14 protein-coding genes and 1 pseudogene are annotated in these 18,472 nt (G+C 55.1%); 10 read left to right on the top strand and 5 right to left on the bottom strand.

Annotated features, from left to right (window positions below):
* Window positions 1–71 precede the first annotated feature (71 nt).
* From tssI to JL015_RS00190, 5 genes and pseudogenes are all read left to right on the top strand, one after another.
* The gene (gene tssI, locus JL015_RS00210; protein ID WP_201016923.1) at window positions 72–2,135 is read left to right on the top strand and encodes a type VI secretion system Vgr family protein; all 2,064 of its coding nucleotides are present in this window, start codon (window positions 72–74) and stop codon (window positions 2,133–2,135) included.
* Window positions 2,132–2,677: pseudogene (locus JL015_RS00205) on the top strand (DUF4123 domain-containing protein); the annotation flags it as partial. The gene tssI and the pseudogene JL015_RS00205, both read left to right, overlap by 4 nt.
* A 248-nt stretch (window positions 2,678–2,925) precedes the next feature.
* A complete protein-coding gene (locus JL015_RS00200; RefSeq protein WP_201016921.1) occupies window positions 2,926–6,705 on the top strand; it encodes a hypothetical protein in 3,780 nt (1,259 codons plus the stop codon).
* A gap of 155 nt (window positions 6,706–6,860) precedes the next feature.
* Complete coding sequence (locus tag JL015_RS00195; RefSeq protein WP_201017199.1) at window positions 6,861–7,763, top strand: hypothetical protein; 903 nt, start codon at window positions 6,861–6,863, stop codon at window positions 7,761–7,763.
* A 305-nt stretch (window positions 7,764–8,068) separates the two neighbouring features.
* Window positions 8,069–8,644 (top strand): GNAT family N-acetyltransferase, encoded by a 576-nt coding sequence (locus JL015_RS00190; RefSeq protein ID WP_201016920.1) that lies wholly within the window; start codon window positions 8,069–8,071, stop codon window positions 8,642–8,644.
* Window positions 8,645–8,656: 12 nt separating this feature from the next.
* Here JL015_RS00190 and JL015_RS00185 read toward each other — a convergent pair whose 3' ends face one another.
* Window positions 8,657–8,929, bottom strand: coding sequence for a hypothetical protein (locus JL015_RS00185; RefSeq protein WP_201000330.1), 273 nt, complete (start codon window positions 8,927–8,929; stop codon window positions 8,657–8,659).
* A gap of 161 nt (window positions 8,930–9,090) precedes the next feature.
* On the bottom strand, window positions 9,091–10,656 hold the full coding sequence (locus JL015_RS00180) for a TerC family protein (RefSeq protein WP_201017198.1): 1,566 nt from the start codon (window positions 10,654–10,656) through the stop codon (window positions 9,091–9,093).
* A gap of 644 nt (window positions 10,657–11,300) precedes the next feature.
* Between JL015_RS00180 and JL015_RS00175 the strand changes: the two genes are divergently transcribed.
* The 5 genes from JL015_RS00175 to JL015_RS00155 all read left to right on the top strand — a co-directional run bounded on the left by JL015_RS00175 (window position 11,301) and on the right by JL015_RS00155 (window position 14,249).
* Window positions 11,301–11,582, top strand: coding sequence for a hypothetical protein (locus JL015_RS00175; RefSeq protein ID WP_201016919.1), 282 nt, complete (start codon window positions 11,301–11,303; stop codon window positions 11,580–11,582).
* A 122-nt stretch (window positions 11,583–11,704) separates the two neighbouring features.
* Complete coding sequence (locus JL015_RS00170; protein ID WP_201000328.1) at window positions 11,705–12,046, top strand: FKBP-type peptidyl-prolyl cis-trans isomerase; 342 nt, start codon at window positions 11,705–11,707, stop codon at window positions 12,044–12,046.
* Window positions 12,047–12,211: 165 nt separating this feature from the next.
* The gene (locus tag JL015_RS00165; RefSeq protein WP_201000327.1) at window positions 12,212–12,439 is read left to right on the top strand and encodes a hypothetical protein; all 228 of its coding nucleotides are present in this window, start codon (window positions 12,212–12,214) and stop codon (window positions 12,437–12,439) included.
* A gap of 51 nt (window positions 12,440–12,490) precedes the next feature.
* Window positions 12,491–13,195, top strand: coding sequence for a YoaK family protein (locus JL015_RS00160; RefSeq protein WP_201016918.1), 705 nt, complete (start codon window positions 12,491–12,493; stop codon window positions 13,193–13,195).
* Between the two features lie 91 nt (window positions 13,196–13,286).
* On the top strand, window positions 13,287–14,249 hold the full coding sequence (locus tag JL015_RS00155) for a class I SAM-dependent methyltransferase (RefSeq protein ID WP_201016917.1): 963 nt from the start codon (window positions 13,287–13,289) through the stop codon (window positions 14,247–14,249).
* An 86-nt stretch (window positions 14,250–14,335) separates the two neighbouring features.
* On the opposite strand, the gene JL015_RS00150 is transcribed toward JL015_RS00155, so the two are convergent.
* The 3 genes from JL015_RS00150 to JL015_RS00140 form a co-directional block, all read right to left on the bottom strand.
* Window positions 14,336–14,668, bottom strand: a complete 333-nt coding sequence (locus tag JL015_RS00150; RefSeq protein ID WP_201000324.1) for a DUF2790 domain-containing protein — start codon at window positions 14,666–14,668, stop codon at window positions 14,336–14,338.
* Between the two features lie 138 nt (window positions 14,669–14,806).
* On the bottom strand, window positions 14,807–15,136 hold the full coding sequence (locus tag JL015_RS00145) for a DUF2790 domain-containing protein (RefSeq protein ID WP_201016916.1): 330 nt from the start codon (window positions 15,134–15,136) through the stop codon (window positions 14,807–14,809).
* A gap of 192 nt (window positions 15,137–15,328) precedes the next feature.
* The gene (locus JL015_RS00140) at window positions 15,329–18,460 is read right to left on the bottom strand and encodes a CusA/CzcA family heavy metal efflux RND transporter (RefSeq protein WP_201016915.1); all 3,132 of its coding nucleotides are present in this window, start codon (window positions 18,458–18,460) and stop codon (window positions 15,329–15,331) included.
* Between the last annotated feature and the right edge of the window lie 12 nt (window positions 18,461–18,472).

Genomic DNA, 18,472 nt, shown 5'->3' with positions numbered 1-18,472 from the left:
AACAGCCCTGTCGGTTCAACAGAATCGATAGGGCTCAAGTTGTCACTCATTCAGGCATGGAGTAATACGTGATGTCCGCACCCACCCATCAAACACATTTCAGCCTGCATCTGGAGGACGTCAGACACGACTTTCAGGTGCTGGCCTTTACCGGCACGGAGGCCATCAACCAGCCCTTTGTCTTTGAGCTGGAACTGGTCAGCGAAAACCCGGCGCTGGATCTGGACAGCCTGCTCAATCGCTCTGCCTTTCTGCAGTTCGGCCCCGACGACGCTGGCGTGCATGGCTTGATCGACCGTATCGCTCAAGGCGATTCACGCAAACGCCTGACACACTACGCCATGACCCTGCGACCGCACCTCGCCTACCTGGGCCATCGCATCAATCAACGCATCTTCCAGCAACAGTCGGTGCCGGACATCATTGCCCGGATCCTGCAAGAGCACGGCATCCTGGCCGACCGCTATCACTTCCAGCTCGGTCTGCCGTACCCGAAACGCGAGTACTGCGTGCAGTACGACGAATCGGACCTGCATTTCATTCAGCGACTCTGTGAAGAAGAAGGCCTGCACTATCACTTCCAGCACAGCAGGGCCATGCACCGGCTGGTATTCGGCGATGACCAGACGGTCTTCCCCAGGCTAAAGCCGCTGACCTATCGACAGGACAGCGGGATGGTCCCCGATGAGCCGGTGGTCAAGCGCTTCAATGTGCGTCTTGAAACTCGTACCTCTCGCACCACGCGGCGGGATTATGACTTTCAGAAACCGCTGGTTCCCCTTGAAAGCGAAGTCCAGAACAAAACCCTGCCCGACCTTGAGGACTACGATTACCCCGGCCGTTTCACCAACCGTGAGCGTGGCAATCTTCTGGCCCGACGGGCACTGGAACGCCACCGCCATGATTACCGCCTCGCCGAAGGCCATAGCGATCAGCCACGACTGGTCAGCGGCCACTTTCTGGAGCTGGCCAGTCACCCGCAGAAAAGCTGGAACCAGCTCTGGCTGCTGACCGAGGTTCGTCACGAAGGCCGCCAACCGCAGGTGCTGGAAGAGTCCGCTCGCCCTTCTGACTGGCAGGGCTATCGCAATACCTTTCGCGGTACGCCGTGGGACGCTTTCTATCGCCCGCCTCTGCGCCATCCCAAACCACGCATTCAGGGCAGCCAGACCGCCATGGTCACCGGGCCTCGGGGCCAGGAAATCCATTGCGACAAACATGGCCGGATCAAGGTGCAGTTTCACTGGGACCGCGAAGGCCAGCAGGATGCCAAAAGCAGTTGCTGGCTGCGGGTGTCGTCCGGTTGGACGGGCAATCGCTATGGTGCTGTCGTCTTGCCACGGGTCGGCATGGAAGTGCTGGTGACTTTTCTGGAAGGCGATCCCGATCAACCACTGGTCACCGGCTGCCTCTACCACGCCGAAAACACCCCGCCCTACAGCCTGCCAGAACACCGCACCCGCAGCGTCTTCAAGACGTTGAGCAGCCCCGGTGGCGGTGGCTCTAACGAGCTGCGCATCGAGGACCGCAAGGATCAGGAACAGATCTTCATCCACGCCCAGCGCAACTGGGACCAGAGCATCGGCCACGACCAGAAGATACATGTCGGCCATGAGCGTCACGACCGGGTCGAGGCCAATAGCTACAGCGAATTCAAGGCCGAGGAACACCGCACCGTCAACGCCGACCGCAAGGTGGAAATCAGGGCGAACGATCATTTGAGCATCGCTCAGGTTCAGCACATCAAGGTGGGAGTGGCGCAGCTCGTAGAAGCCGGAAAGGAAATCCACATCAAGTCCGGCGACAAGCTGGTGATCGACGCCGGGATGGAGCTGACCCTCAAGGTCGGCGGCAGCTTTATCAAGATCGATCACAGTGGCGTGATGATGAACGGGCCATTGGTCAGGACCAATGAGGGCGGCTCTCCGGGCATCGGGACAAGTTCAATGCCATTGCTGCCTGGCCTGTTACAGCAGGCGGCGACGGAAAGACCCGGACAACTGTTGATGCAAAATCTGAGAGGCCCCGCTCCCATCGTCGAGTTATGTCAGAAACCCAAAGGCGGTACGCCATTGAATTGCCTGCTCGAAGATTGCGGCTGCCGCAAAGTATTGCTGACGGAAGAAAAACAATGACCTCTTCAGTGCTACTAGAACGTACGGACGATTTACTGGAAAAGATTTACAGCTTATTGCCTTCTCCGGCTCCACATCTCCTGTTCAACGAGACAGAACTGGTTGACTGCAAAGAGCAAAGCCCGATATGGCTGGAGATTATGGATAACACGCCGTTGCTGGATGCCATTCACTTGGAACCAGAGCATTGGCCTGGACTGCTTATTGAAAGTACCTCATCGACCAATGTCCTGCTCGCGCATCTCAGGCGGATCCTCTTCATCCACTTCGATCAGATACGTCGGGGTGTCCTGCGCTATTCAAATCCCATTACAGCCAGCTATTTCTTCGGCATTAATGATGCGCAGGCTAACGCCCAATGGCTGGGGCCAATTTCACGATTGTCCTGGTATGGCGGTACATGGACAGACTATGCCTTAGACAGGCAACGCTGGCAGTCCACGGAGAATCCTCATGTACGCGACTGGCAATGCCCGGATGAGTCTTTCACTCCACACCTGGATGCCATACATGAGCATGCTCTCCAACGCCAGGAGCAAGAGCGCTTTGCCTACAACTGGTGGAGGAAGCGGTCCGATACATCCTTTCCTCAAACGCTGATCTATCTCGCTGAAGGAATGAGTCAAGGATTCGGCGAAGAACAAGACGTGATGAAGCGATATCTTTCGCTACGGGCGCAATATCCGACAAGCCTCATACAGCTTACAGATGAACACGATAACAATGAAAAACGCCTGCACGACCTGCAGCAGTCCCTGGAGCAACAAGTTCAGAACAAGGGTTTTCATTCATGAGCAAACCTCTTGGCAGTCTGAGCGCTGGCCCGGCATGTGAAGCAGGAAAATTGATCGTACAGGTGATCGGTAAGGATCATCCTGACAGCCAAAAACTCCTGTTCTGTGACAACGCCGGTATGGCCTTCAAGGCAAGCATCGATGAACAGGAACATGAGTTGTACAGCAGCGTACTGCATGCATGGGATTACATGGCTCAGTCCAGACTTGAACTGGAAATCGCCACGACCGACGGTAAGCCTATTCGCCTCCCTTTACTTGATGATCTGCAAAACACGCCACGTCAGCCCGATGCGCAATTCAACCAACTGGTGCCAATAATCCCCTTCGTTGCCTTACCCGGCTCAAAAAATCGCAACGACTCCGGCACACCGATACTTGCTCGAGCGGGCTTTTTATATGTGTTCTACCGGCAAAAACTCTGGCGAGAACTGGAAATCCGAATTGCGGCCAACCGCACCACTTACCATGACATTGAAGTCGCTCGATATCGCCAGGGCGAAAGCTTTCTGCCTGACGAGCGCAAGGCTATCGGTCAGGCGCTGGACGATATCTGGCTGCCCGCTATCTGGAACAACGTGAAAGTAAAAAACTTGCAGCTCTGCTTTTCAGAAATACAACTGAGCGCCCCACGCCTCAAACGTTTGGAGCAGGACAGCAGTCTTAGATCGCTACGTTGCACAAGCCCGGACCTGTATTGTTCAAAGGCAAGGTTCAAGGAGCTATACAAGAATAAACCTGATGGCAAGTTCATGTTGGAGGCCTTCTCAAGCTTCGATATGCAGAACGCTATCAACCAGAGAAATGTCACCTTGGCAAAAGCTGTTAGATATAACCTGGATCTAATGGTATTCCCTGTCAGCCTGGCCGCGCCACAACGCTCACGCGAGCCTGGCTACGAGTGGTTGCTGGATCAACCCGCATTGTACTTATGCGACCTATCGGGGCAGTTTCCGGTACATGCATACCAACAGGCCAAAGACTTTCTTGCCTACGCAGCCAAGGGCGTGACCTTGCAGGACACTCTCAGGCTGGAGTTAACTGCCGTAACCGATGCATTGCTCGCCAGCCTGCCCGGCAGTACTGCGCAAGAGCCACATAATCCTGTTGAGTTATGGGCAGCACAAGCAAACGTCAGTGACGTATTGGCCAATGCCCGACGACGTCAGATTTGCGGTGTATTGCTGGAAGATCCGCGTTACCGTTTACGACACCTGCAACGACGCATCGAAACGCATACACAATTGTTTGGCCTCTGTGCCCGACGCGCCATGCAACACCCACATCACTCAAGTGCATTGCTGGTACAGCACTTGATCGCGCCCAGGGCCATTCAAGGCCAACCCAATCCACTGCACGAAGGAATGACAAGGCTTAGCGAAACCGGCAAGAGAAATATAAATTGCAGTACGGCCACGGTTGAGCGTACACAGGTCTGGCAACACATGAGCACTGCCCAAGAGCTGGTTGTCCTTAGCCTTTCACAAGCATCCACACAGCAAACACTTGCCGATCATCTGAGCCTGAACGGATTCGACTATGTATCTGCACTGTTTGAATTAAGCAGAACACTGGCAGCCATTGCATTGACACCTGCGCAGCTAGATCCTTTGGCCAATGGCCGTGATCTCACCGATGCCGTCACAGGTGTCGGCATGCACAATCCCGAGGTCAGCAAAAGCCAGAATTTTTTGGGAAAAATTGTCGACACCCCCCAATCCCCCTTACATGCAATGCTTTGGCCTGTATGCAATCCGCAAACCGTATACGAGGCCTATAAAATCCCGGACAAAGAGGATGAAAACTCAGGCGACGGACGTTTTCGTGCGACCGAACTGGCGAAACATGAAAACTTGATAACTCCCAGCCCCGTGAATCAGGCCACTCTGGATAGCGTGATACTGAGCAATCTGCTGGCTGGTGACAACCTCATGAGCTTTCTCTGGCTCAACAGTGGCAAGGGTATCTCTGCTGCATTAGTCAGTATATTTGAGAATCTCCAAGGTGCTCTGGACAAGCCTCAAAGCCACGTTGGTACGGTCCGCAAAGAACTCCTTCGAGCAGAAATTGACGCTGAAAAAATCAAAAAAACGAATAACAACGCCAATGATCTTCCGGAAAAAGCGGGGCAACACCTTGGCGCATTAGAGCTTACGGTCAACATTGATCGACAGTCACTCGGCTTACAGCAATTACGCAGCATGCTGCCCAAGACCTTCGGGCCGACCTACTTCATGCAAAGCCGCCAGATCAACCAAGGCCACTATGTGTTTGGTCTGGAAGACCTGCCTACGCGACAGGCCCTTCCCAACACCCATTACGGAGAGTTTCTCGATAGCCAAGGCAATCGACTGAACAAAAACGATAATCACAGAATACCTTCCAACAGCGGGGCTACCGGCGAACATAGGGTGTTGGTGATACCGCGTAATCACAATACTGCAAAACTGATAAGCCAGATGAACCAACAACTGACAGCAGCTCAGGAAGCAGCATACGCGGCACAAAGCCATAGCCCAAATGCCCAGCAGGGCTTGGGTAGAACGCTCAGCGAGCTAAACGAGAACATCACAAATGCCTCTTACCGAATACTCGCCTCGTCCCCCTTTTGCGTTGGGGTATTGATGCTAGAGATGTGGAATGTGAGTTCTGAAAAACAAGGGCAAGAGCAAAGCATTCGTGAAAAAGGAAGTTTCCGAACGAATATCGGTTTGACTGGTGCAGCCATTGATATAGTTATTGCGATGGAGGCCTTAACTATAAAACTTTCTGGAACAGACCCTGCAAAAGTTATTACCAGAAAAACCCTTTTCCATATTTCCGAAGAAGGAGCAAAACGCTGGCTTGGCAGTGTATTAGGAGCGAGGTTCACTAAAAAAATATCAGCCAGGCTCATTCTCCAGTCTGCTTCCGGCCTGATTCTCGCCAGTGTTAATCTTTACGATGCCTGGTATTCATGGCAATGGAACGACAAGGCCAGATATGGCTATCTGATGATGTCCATGGGCGGTATAGCCAGCACTGCTGGGGGTCTCCTGGGAAGCATGACAACCATACTGGGGCTTGGACCTCTTGGCTGGCTTGCGCTGTTACTGATTGTCGGCGGTGCCGGACTGGTCTTCTGGCTGAACAGTACACCGCTACAGACATGGCTTGAAAATGGCCCCTTTGCCGAAAGCAATTCTATTGCCCGACACTTACAGGACCCAAAGGAAGCGTTCTATCGACTGATCAGCCTGCTTGCCGGCATCAGCATCGATATACAACGCAATCCGGCCTATGAAATTGAACCTAAACTGGACCTTCATGCAGAAGTGCCTTACCGGGTACGTACTTCTAACACCCTGATTCGGCTTAAAAGCTACTTGCCTGGCATGATTGGTAGCCTTGGCACTATTGATATACAGGCTGATTGTCGAGTCTGCATGCTCACTCAATCGTCCAATAACCAAGGCGTACCCTACACCAGTGAAAGCGAACTTCCACAAACGTCCGAAAAACCTGTGGCTCAACGCTTATACCCTGATGCACTGGAGCTGTACTTCTCGACACCTCATTTTCAGCCATTACGACTAAGTGATACTAAGTCTCAATATTTCAAATGGTACATCAGAGCTCAATTTGTACTCAGTAGCGACGGCGAAAAACGCTACTTTCCTGCTCCACCGGTCAAGGACCCAACTCAATACAGCCCGAACTGGGCCAGACCAGACTTCAGAAAAATCAGCCAACCGTTCTGGGCAGATGAAATCACTCACCAAGGCCCTGCACAATGAATAACCCACAAGCTTCGTCTTACTATGGCCCACATGCTTACCGACCAGACCGCATACCGGACCAGATCGCATCGAGTCCGCGCAGCTGGTTACATAAATTCGCGACCAGACGGTTGCCATGGGGGGAGACTCAGGACGTTACCCTTATCGACTTCATGGAAGATCCAACACCAAAAAGCATGAGGTTCTGGGAACAAGCCGAAGAGGAAAAACGGGAGCAAAAGGCTGCGGGAACTTATGTACCGGCCCCTTTTGAAGGAGTGGAACTGCATCAAAAATATGATCAGGAGCGCTTCAGGTTCGCTCAACTCCCTTTTCGATCACAGTTCTGGTTATTAATGCTTGCGTTTGGCAAGGGAGGCTTTATTGTTTTTCTGCCTATTTCACTGTTCGTTCACCTACTAGCAGTAGTTGATTCGCGTCGTTCGTGGTGGGAAGAGACCTCTGATCTTCTTCTTAGTGTTTATCCCGTATTTTTGGGTATTCCCCTCCTGCTCTGGCTCATCGGCCACATCATTGTCAACTACTTCCCCCGCATCTGGTTCCGCCCACCCAAAGGCCCGCTCTGGGAGTTGAATCGTCGTACCGGGCTGGTCACGCTCTTCGATTACAAGCGCTTCAAGAAAGACGGTGTCATCGACGAGCGGGTAGCGCCGTTCCATGAGTTTGATGCCTACATGACCACCACACCGGATCGTCACGGGCCGATGCATGGGTTATTGCTATGCCATCGCTATGGCGATATCCAGATCAATCTCAATAGTCTGTTCTGTCCCGATGACATGACACATAAACCTTGCGCGCTATGGGACTACCTGCAGAACTTCATGGATATCAGCCGCCCTCTTCCCGATTTACCATGCCATGAGCCTTATCGCCATCTGGACCCTATCACGGCAGAGCATGACCGCAAGTACGGCCGTAAACAGCATTACTGGATGAACATGGATGACGACACTTTCAAAGCGAAGGTAAACGAAATGAGTTATCGGATTGCAACCATTGACACCCTCATCCGCCCCAATCTGATGGCGCGACATGTGGTTTATAGTGACTGAGAAAAACCGATCAACAGCCCTAGGCTTTGTACGAAAAGTGGCTGCGCTCGGTGATGCTGCGTTAAAAACAGGCTCGTGCGCGAGTCCGGGCTCGGCGCCCCCATCGCAATGCTCATTTACAAGACGTAAAGTCGAGCGCGACTCCGACCGTTCCTCGCCTGTTTTTGCCTTGCCTGACCTTCGCTCGCCGACTTTTCGTACAGAGCCTAGCCCCGGCAGAACCCAGACTGTACAAAATCCGGGGCTCAGGCAAAATCTACCCGCCCGATACGACATTCTGCTACAGCCCTTCTGCAAGGAACCCCATGATTCAGATTCGCCCCATGACCAACGACGACTTCGAGACTTTCTGGCCCACTTTTCAGGCTGTCGTCGTGGCCCAGGAAACATACGCCTACGACCCTGCTCTGACTCGGGAGCAGGCACGCGACCTGTGGATGGGGTTGCCGCTGCATACGCTGGTTGCAGAAGAAGACGGCCAGTTGCTGGGCAGTTATTACCTCAAGGCCAATGCCGCCGGTCCCGGCAGGCATGTCAGCAATTGCGGTTATATGGTGACTGAGGCGGCACGGGGGCGTGGCGTGGCACGCCTGATGTGCGAGCACTCTCAGCAACTGGCTCGCGAAAGCGGTTTTCTGGCCATGCAGTTCAATTCGGTGGTATCCACCAATGAAGCGGCGGTTGCCCTATGGAGCAAGCTGGGTTTTGAAACCGTGGGGCGTCTGCCACACGCCTATCGCCATCGGCAATCGGGGCTGGTGGATTGTCTGGTGATGTTCAAATGGCTGATCGATGAGCCTGAAGCTCAAGAACCAGCCCAGCCGAAGTTGATCGGGCGCAAGAATATCGAGTCAGTGGTTTCGCGGCCACGGCGTCGATAATCAAAAGTCGGGTCAGTCCTTGACTTCGTTCAGGGCAAATCGTCGCCCCTTGGTGTCCCGTACTTCGGCCCCCACGATATAGGCGATGGTTTGCCCGTCATGGTCAACCAGACGCTGCGGGGTTCCAAGGCTCAAGGTGCCTATCTCGCCACTCCAGTCGCGGCGCGGATCATGCTCCAGATAGGCGTAGACCTTGCGCTCGCGGATACGCCAGACCGGATAGGCCTTGCGGGCAGAAACGACGTCATAAGTCAGATTGGGATTGAACAGGAAGGCAGCGGCCATGGCAGTCTCCGTTTTGTGGACGTGGTTGACTGCATGTTGAAACCACTGGGAATGAGGCAGGATAGACCAAGCCTCGCTGGCAGTGCAGGTTCGCCTGACCGCCGACAGCAAAACGTGGGTGGTACGGGCTAAAAACACCCATACCACCCACGATTCAAGGTTTAAGAGGTTTGCGCATCCGGCTGCTTTTGCAGCAGAACCCGAGTCACGCGCCGCTCCTCGACACCGATGACCTTGAGTTGCCAGCCTTGCCAGTCCAGGTTGTCCCCGATCACCGGCAAGCGATCCAGCAGGCTCATGACCAGACCGGCCAGGGTCTGGTAATCATCGGTTGCCTTGGCCTGGAAGCCGGTCCGCTCGCGGATCAGGCTCAGGTTCAAGGCACCCGAGACCAGGAAGTCCTCGCCCTGCGGCACGATATCCGGGCCTTCCACTTCGCTGGCATCGGGTAACTGGCCGGCAATGGACTCCAGAATATCGGTCATGCTCAGGACTCCGATGAAATCGCCGAACTCATTGACCACGAATGCGATGTGAGTCGATTCCTTGCGCATCTGCTCCAGGGCATTGAGGATCGTGAAGTTATCCAGCAGGTTGATGGCCTTGCGGCTCATCAGGCGCAGATCAGGCTCGTTACCGGCCAGGATTTCCTTCAACAGTTCCTTCTTGTGTACAAAGCCTAATGGCTCATCGATACCAGCCTCACCGATCAGCGGCAATCGGGAATACGAAGAGTGCATCAGCTTGAGGCGGATCTTCTCTGCATCGTCACCGATATCGATGTAGTCGACTTCGGTACGCGGCGTCATGGCAGTACGCACAGGGCGCTCGGCCAGTTGCAGGACGCCGCTGATCATGACGCGCTCGCGGCGGTCAAAGACCGGCTCGGTGCCTTCGCCTTCGACCATTTCGATGATTTCCTCATCGACCTCGCCCGCCTCCAGCTTGCGGCCACCCAGCAGACGCATCACCGCATGGGCTGCACGCTCACGACGCGGAAGATGACCATGGGCAGACTTCTTGCTGCGCTTGCGAGCGATCTGGTTGAACACCTCGATCAGGATCGAGAAGCCAATCGCGGCATACAGGTAGCCTTTAGGTATATGGAAACCCAGGCCTTCTGCGGTCAGGCTGAAACCAATCATCATCAGGAAGCCCAGACACAGCATGATGACGGTCGGGTGACTGTTGACGAACTTGGTCAGCGGCTTGCTGGCAACCAGCATCAGGCCGATGGAGAAAATCACGGCAATCATCATGACCGACAGGTGCTCGACCATGCCGACCGCAGTAATCACGGCATCCAGCGAGAACACGGCGTCCAGCACCACGATCTGCGCCACGATAGGCCAGAACATGGCATAGGTGGCATTACCGGCGCGCTGGCTGACATGGCCTTCCAGTCGCTCATGCAATTCCATCGTGGCCTTGAACAACAGGAACACACCACCGAAGAGCATGATCAGGTCACGTCCGGAGAAGCTGTGATCGAACACCTCGAACAGAGGCTCGGTCAGCGTCACCATCCAGGAAATACTCGCCAGCAGGCCCAGCCGCATGATCAGCGCCAGGGACAGGCCGATCACGCGGGCCTTGTCACGCTGCTCGGGGGGCAACTTGTCAGCCAGAATGGCAATGAACACCAGGTTGTCGATACCCAGCACCAGTTCCAGCACGATCAGCGTAAGCAGGCCAAGCCATGCCGTGGGGTCAGCAATCCATTCCATAGGAATCATTCAGTCTCGTGCAAGAAGTGGCGGGAGGATGTCATCGGCAGAATCAAGCATGCACTCTGCGGCATTACCGGGCGTTGCTCGGCAAATCCGGAGGGCAAAAGGCTGACGGGGCAAACACCCTGCAAGAGAGTGAAGAAACCAATGCTTGAATGAAGTGATCCACTCGATAACGAGGCGTGGGCACGCGAGCAGACAGAGGGTGTTGATGAAGCAGAGCGACCAGGAGGCTCCTGAGGGGTATTCATATAGTCCAGAAATTTAATGCGGGATGAGATCCTACAATATAAAAAGATATTTCACCCGTCGAATAAGTATTACAAAGATTGACGGGGGTCATGGAAAAGAGCCCACCAGCGACACTATGTCGCACGCCCAGAGGCGACCAGTTATCTGACAACAGCCGCCAGCCGGTAGCTGCTGCCGCGCATTTATCTTAAAATGTTGCAATATCGTCAAGCGAGTGCGGAATCGAACATCGGCAGCAAGGCTGTCTTGTTGCGATACCCCCAAACGACTTGAACTGACTCATAAAAAGAAAGCCCGTCATAGACGGGCTTTCTGCGTTTTCAGCTTTTGCTTTTTGGCTCATCGAGCCCCAAGGCCAGCTCCGTTTTCTGATATTGAGGCTATTTCCAATGCTGCGGCTTGTTGTGATTCACCTGTTCCAATGGTTCAAACGTCTGTCCTCGGTGCTTGCATCCCGTGGCTCTGCAGATACCCGCTACTCCCGTGATTTCACGCGCGAAGACGATCAGGGTCGCTGGACATTCATTTCGATCTTTGTCGTTTTCACCTTGAGCCTCTACTGCCTGGCCGGGCTTGGCTACTACGCCAAGGTCAATGTCTGGGACCACTTTACCGAAGAGCAGAAAGCCAATATCGCTCAGGCGATGGTAATCAGCACGCAGAACCTCTGATGCCTGACTCTGCAACGAACCGGACGGGGAAGTGAAAACTTCCCCGTTTTCGTTTCCGCAGCTTGCTACCCCAAAGGTTTTCTGCGAGAAAGCAACCCCGCCCCTCACTGGACAAGCTGGCAATGAGCAACGAATTACAGATTACCGACCTGCATATCGGGGACGGCAAGGAAGCGGTCAAAGGCGCCTTGATCACGACTCATTACACGGGCGTGCTGGACGATGGCACGGTCTTCGACTCATCCCATGAGCGGGGAAAACCGTTCCAGTGCGTGATTGGTACCGGCAGGGTCATCAAAGGCTGGGACCTGGGCCTGATGGGAATGAAAGTCGGCGGTAAACGCAAACTCTTCGTCCCGGCCCATCTCGGCTATGGCGACAGGAAGATGGGCGCCCATATCCAGCCCGGCGCCAATCTGACCTTTGAAATAGAGCTGCTGGAAGTGCTGACCCGCGACGATTGATCCAGGTCCGCCCGGCGGGACGTTACGGGTAACGCACACAGTATCCGGGCTGCCCGCCACCCTTTCCTGCATGAATGTCAGATAACGACCCACGGATTGCTTGTTAACGTGGAAAAAGCCATGCTCAGGGCATGGAGTTCAGACATTTATCTGACAGGAATATATATGGCTCTCAATAAGCCGACGCAGGAGCTGAAACGGCACCTGAAGGGTACGGCATCCAACCTCGAAAAAACGGCAGATGAAATCCTCAAGATCGCTTCGGACATGAAAGATGTTGATGTGACCGCCATTCTGCAACTGGTCAACAGGCTCTACAGCGATGCCGATCAACTCAAGGCTTATGCCGACGAGGTCAAGGCAAAAAGGATCGTGCGCACCAAACCGCAATAGACCCTGTATCGAACCCCTGCTCCGCACTTGCCTGCTGCCAGAGAGCCGTCAATGTTGCCATCGCCCGCAAAGATCAACGCCAGCCCCAGACACCTGAACATGCAGAAATGGCGCGGCAGGGTCGGTATGGCGCTGGCGGCCAGCCTGTCGGTACTGGCCGGCATGACAGACGCGATAGGCTTCATGGCCACCGGGGATTTCGTTTCATTCATGAGCGGCAACACCACTCGCCTGGCCGTCGCCATCAGCGATGGGGACCCGGGAACCACCACTCGCCTGATACTGGCCATTGCCGTGTTTATTGCGGGCAATGCGCTGGGCGTCATCGTTGCCCGTCTGGGCGGCAGGCGCGCCCTGCCCTTGCTGCTCAGTATCGCAACATTGCTCTGTGCCGCAGCGGCCTGGCCGATGGGTGCGAACATTCTGGCACTGGTCTGGGCCATTCTGGCCATGGGCATGCTCAATGCCGCAGTCGAACAGGTCAACGGCCTTCCGGTCGGCCTGACCTACGTGACCGGCGCTCTGTCACGTTTCGGGCGTGGCCTGGGGCGCTGGATGCTGGGCGAGCGACGCGATGGCTGGCGGATTCAGCTTGTGCCATGGGCAGGCATGTTCATCGGCGCCGTCATCGGGGCTGTGCTCGAACAGCGCATGGGCCTCAATGCGCTGCTGGTCAGCGGGGTGCTTTCTGCGTTGCTGGGGCTTGTATCACTGAAGATCCCCCATCGCTGGCAACGCCGCTATATGCCCCGTTGAGTTGCCTGCCAGAAAGCATCGACATCGCTTCGATTTCAGCGTCGGTTGAAATGCGTTTAACATACGCGCCCCTTTTCTGCCGACCCTTGTCATGACCCCTGATGCGCTCGCCACACTGCAACAGCACCTGCTCAATGCCTTGAGCACTGTGCCCGATGAAACCCGCCGCCTGTTTCATGGCCGCGGCAGAGTATGGCCGGGGCTTGAGCAGATCACGGTCGACTGGATGCAAGGCGTGGTACTGGTCTCGCTGTTCAAGGAACCGCTCGAATCAGAGCTGGAGGCATTGACACGGCAATTGATGGAGCTGACACAATCGCCCCAATGGCAACAGAGCCAGGCACATACGCTCCTGCTGCAACATCGCTATCAGCCACAAAGCACCGTGCAATGGCTATTGGGCGAGGCGATCGACGAATGGGTCATCACTGAGAACAACCTGCGCTACAAGGTCGATTTCGGCAAGAAACAGAATAGCGGGCTGTTTCTGGACATGCGTTACGGTCGTGAATGGGTTCGTTCCCAGGCCAGGGGCAAACGGATACTTAACCTGTTCGCCTATACCTGCGGCTTTTCAGTGGCCGCCATTGCAGGCGGTGCCGATCACGTCGTCAATCTGGACATGGCCAAGGCCGCCCTCAATCGTGGCCGGGAGAATCATAGACTCAATGGCCATGACCTGAGCCGGGTCAGCTTTCTGGGCCATGATCTTTTCAAGTCCTGGGCCAAGGTCACGCGCTCCGGCCCTTATGATCTGGTCATCATCGACCCGCCGTCTTTTCAGAAAGGCAGCTTCATGCTCGACAAGGATTATCAGAGGGTTCTGCGCCGCTTGCCGGAACTGCTGACCGAGGATGGGTCTGTACTGGCCTGCATGAACGACCCGGCAGTCGGACCGGACTTTCTGATCCAGCATACGGCGGCTGAAGCTCCGGGCCTGCGCTTCGAGCAACGCCTGGAAAATCCGCCCGAGTTTCCCGATGCCCGTATCGATGGTGGTTTGAAAGCCCTGGTGTTCAAGGCTGATGGTGAACCCCGGGCAGGATGGGCATAGCTGCAAGGAATGCAGTCGGGAATGCCTTCCTCAAATGCAATAAGCGGCTGGCGCATACGCACCAGCCGCTTATTGGTTTACAGGCATCAGTTTCTACCGGCACACTCAGTTATTGCCTTGTAACTCAGTGTATTGAGATCGCCTTGCGAATCTTCATAAGTCATGAACTTATAGTTGATACCGCAGTCGCCAGGGGCCGGGGTCTTGATGACCACCTTGGCAACATCCAGCTTCATTCCGTAGGCATAGTTCTGTATAACGGGAACCGGCTTCTGGACCTTGGCCGCATATTCCTCGACCTTGATCTGATGCGCTTTGCTGCGTTCATCACTGCTCCGTAAATCCGAAGTACTGAAAGCGTACGAGGTCAATGGCGAAGCCAGCGCAAAAGCAAGAACGGACAGCTTTAAAACATTCATCTATTTTCTCCTGTTTAGTGACGATTCAATGTAGCAATCCAATAATTTGATAAACACTGCCATCTGGCATAGCCCAAAGGACCAATTGTTTCTGAATATTTTTATTTGTAGACATCAACGAGGCAAGCGGAGCCGTCATCAATTCTTGCCGGCACAGTCACTCAGCACCTTGTAACGCAGTGTATTAAGCTCGCCTTTTGAGTTCTCATACGTCATCAATTTAGCGTTGACCCCGCAGTTCTTTGGAACCGGCGTCTTAATCACCACCCTGGCAATATCCAGTTTCATTCCGTAGACATAATTCTGTATTTCAGGAACGGACTTTTTCGTCCTGGCCGCATAATCCTCGACCTTTATTTGATGCTCCCTGCTCCGCTCGTCGCCCCGTAGATCCACAGAACTGAAAGCGTACGAGGTCAGCGGCGAGGCAAGTGCAAAGGCAAGAACAGACAGCTTCAGAACATTCATCTTCCGACTCCTATTTAGTGATGACTCACTGTAGCAATCGGACACTTTCCAGAACGTTACGTGAGAATTACCATTTTGTAATGACGTAATAATCCCTCTTTCAAACAACTTGCCCCGTCCAGCTTTAATTGCCTGAAATATAAAAAGCCCGTGACAGTCACCTGCCACGGGCTCAATCAGCCAAAAAGTTCTCTATTGCTCCCGACGATACGCCCATTGATACAACGCAGGCAGGACAAGCAAGGTCAGAATCGTGGACGACAGGATGCCGCCGATCACGACGGTTGCCAGCGGCCTCTGTACTTCAGCGCCAGTGCCTGTGGCCAGGGCCATGGGGATGAAGCCCAGCGAAGCGACAAGGGCCGTCATCAAGACAGGTCGCAGACGGGTCAATGCCCCTTCGTGAATCGCCCTGGACAGGCTGAACCCTTCTTCACGCAGGTTACGGATAAAGGCAATCATCACCAGACCATTCAAGACCGCGACACCGGACAGGGCAATGAACCCGACCCCGGCGGAAATCGACAACGGAATGTCCCTGAGCCATAAAGCCAATATGCCGCCTGTGAGCGCAAAGGGAATCCCGGTGAACACCAGCAAGCCGTCCTTGAGGTTGTTGAACATCATGAACAGCAGCGCCAGCACCATCAGCAACGCGACAGGCACCACTATTTTCAGGCGTTGGGCCGCCGATTGAAGCTGCTCGAACTGGCCGCCCCAACTGGTCCAGTATCCTGGCGGGATCGTCACTTGCTCCTGAATGTCCTGTCCTGCCTGCTCCACGAACGAGCCGAGGTCCCGGCCACGCACGTTGGCGCTGACGATGACCAGGCGCTTGCCGTTCTCGCGGCTGATCTGGTTAGGCCCCAGCACCAGATCCAGAGTCGCCACTTGCGACAGGGCAATAAAGCCGATTTGCGAGTTGCTGCCCGGGCTTGCCGGAACGGGGATCAACAGGTTCGAGAGCCCGTTCACGTCGGTGCGCAGCTTCTCGGATAAACGCACCACCATATCAAAGCGGCGGTCCCCGTCATACAAAGTACCGGCCTGACGCCCACCGACAGCAATGGCAATGGCATCCTGCACATCCCCCATGTTCAAGCCATAACGGGCGGCCTTGTCGCGATCGATATTGATTGTCAGCACCGGCAGGCCGGTGGTCTGCTCGACCTTGACCTCTGAGGCACCACTGACTTTCTGAAGCGTTGCCGCAATCTTGTTGGCAGTCTGGTTCAGGACATTCATGTCATCACCAAACACCTTTACCGCAACATCACTGCGCACGCCTGAAATCAGCTCATTGAAGCGCAACTGAATCGGCTGGGACAGCTCGTAATTGCTACCCGGCACACTGGCAGCCGCTGCCTGCAATTCGGCAATCAGCGTCTCTCGCGACTTCTTCGGATCAGGCCATTGATCCGTCGGCTTGAGCATCACATAACTATCGGAAATGTTCGGCGGCATCGGGTCAGCGGCAATTTCCGCCGTGCCTGTACGAGCGAACATACGCTCTACTTCAGGCATGCGTTCGATAATGGCCTTTTCGAGACGCTGCTGCATGTCGACCGATTGGGTCAGGCTGGTGCCCGGCACACGCAATGCCTGCAAGGCAAAGTCGCCTTCGCTCAGGCTCGGAATGAACTCGCTGCCCATCCGGCTGGCGGCCACACCAGAAACGGCGATAACCGCAAACGCCATGCCGAAGGCCAGAGTGCGGTGGCCAAGCACCCAATCCAGAACCGGCGCATACCGCTGCCGAGCCGTACGCATGACCACGCCTTCCTCTTCTTTCACCTTGCCAGTGACGAACATGGCAATCGCGGCAGGTACGAAGGTCACGGACAGAATCATCGCGCCCAACAGGGCAATGACCACGGTAAAGGCCATCGGGTGGAACATCTTGCCCTCGACGCCTGTCAGGGCAAATATCGGCAAGTAGACGACCATGATGATCAACTGACCGAAGATCAACGGACGCCGGGCCTCACGCGCGGCTGCAAACACCTCATGGAAACGTTCGGAACGGGTCAGCATCCGGCCATGCCGCTGCTGGGCATGGGCCAGCCTGCGAATGGCGTTTTCGACGATCACCACCGCGCCATCGACGATAACCCCGAAGTCCAGCGCCCCCAGACTCATCAGGTTGGCACTGACCTTGTTGGCGAACATGCCGGTGAAGGTGAAGAGCATGGCCAGCGGAATCACCATGGCGGTGATCAGGGCGGCGCGGATGTTACCCAGGAACAGAAACAGGACAGCGATGACCAGAATCGCGCCTTCGACCAGGTTCTTCTTGACCGTGGCAATGGCCTTTTCGACCAGATGGGTACGGTCATACACCGTAACCGCCACAACCCCCTTGGGCAGCGAGCGGTTGATCTCGGTCAGCTTTGCCGCCACCGCCTGAGAGACGCTGCGACTGTTTTCCCCGATCAGCATGAAAACCGTCCCCAGCACCACTTCACGACCGTTTTCGGTCGCGGCACCGGAACGCAGCTCCTTGCCGATCACGACATCGGCGACATGGCTTACCCGGATCGGAGTGCCCTGCACATTGGCAATCACGATATTGGCGATATCCGGCTCATTGACCAGTTGGCCCGGCGCACGCACCACCAATTGCTCGCCACCACGCTCGATATAACCGGCGCCGACATTGGAGTTATTGCGCTCAAGCGCCACGATCAGGTCATTGAGCGTCAGCTTGTAGGCGGCCAGTTTCTTGGGGTCCGGGGCGATCTGGTACTGCTTGGCAAAACCGCCAATGGTGTTGATCTCAGCGACACCCGGCACATTGCGCAACTGCGGCTTGATGATCCAGTCCTGAATCACCCGAAGGTCGGTGGCGGTATAAGGCGTGCCATCTTCCTTCAGCGCCCCCTCCCTGGCCTCGACCGTCCAGAGAAATATTTCCCCAAGCCCCGTGGAAATAGGCCCCATCATGGCATCGATGCCTTCGGGCAACTGCTCCTTGGCGGTCTGTAAACGCTCGCTGACCAGTTGGCGAGCGAAAAACAGGTCGGTGCCATCCTCGAAGATCACCGTGACCTGAGACAACCCCGAGCGCGACAGCGAGCGAGTCTGTTTCAAGCCCGGCAGCCCGGCCATGACGGTTTCGATGGCAAACGTAATGCGCTGTTCGGTTTCCAGCGGAGAAAAACCCGGTGCAGCAGTATTGATCTGCACCTGGACGTTGGTGATATCGGGCACCGCATCGATGGGCAGCTTCTGGTAGCTGGCAATGCCCAGCCCTACCATCAGCAAGACCGCCAGCATGACGACAATGCGTTGCTCTATGGCAAATTGAATCAGGCGTTCAAACATGGGAGAGTTCTC

Origin of the sequence: Pseudomonas cichorii, from assembly GCF_015471405.1 — a bacterium.
GTDB classification, from domain to species: domain Bacteria; phylum Pseudomonadota; class Gammaproteobacteria; order Pseudomonadales; family Pseudomonadaceae; genus Aquipseudomonas; species Aquipseudomonas serbiensis.
Note: the sequence above shows the minus strand (reverse complement) of the source record. Positions and strands in the feature narration are given on the sequence as shown.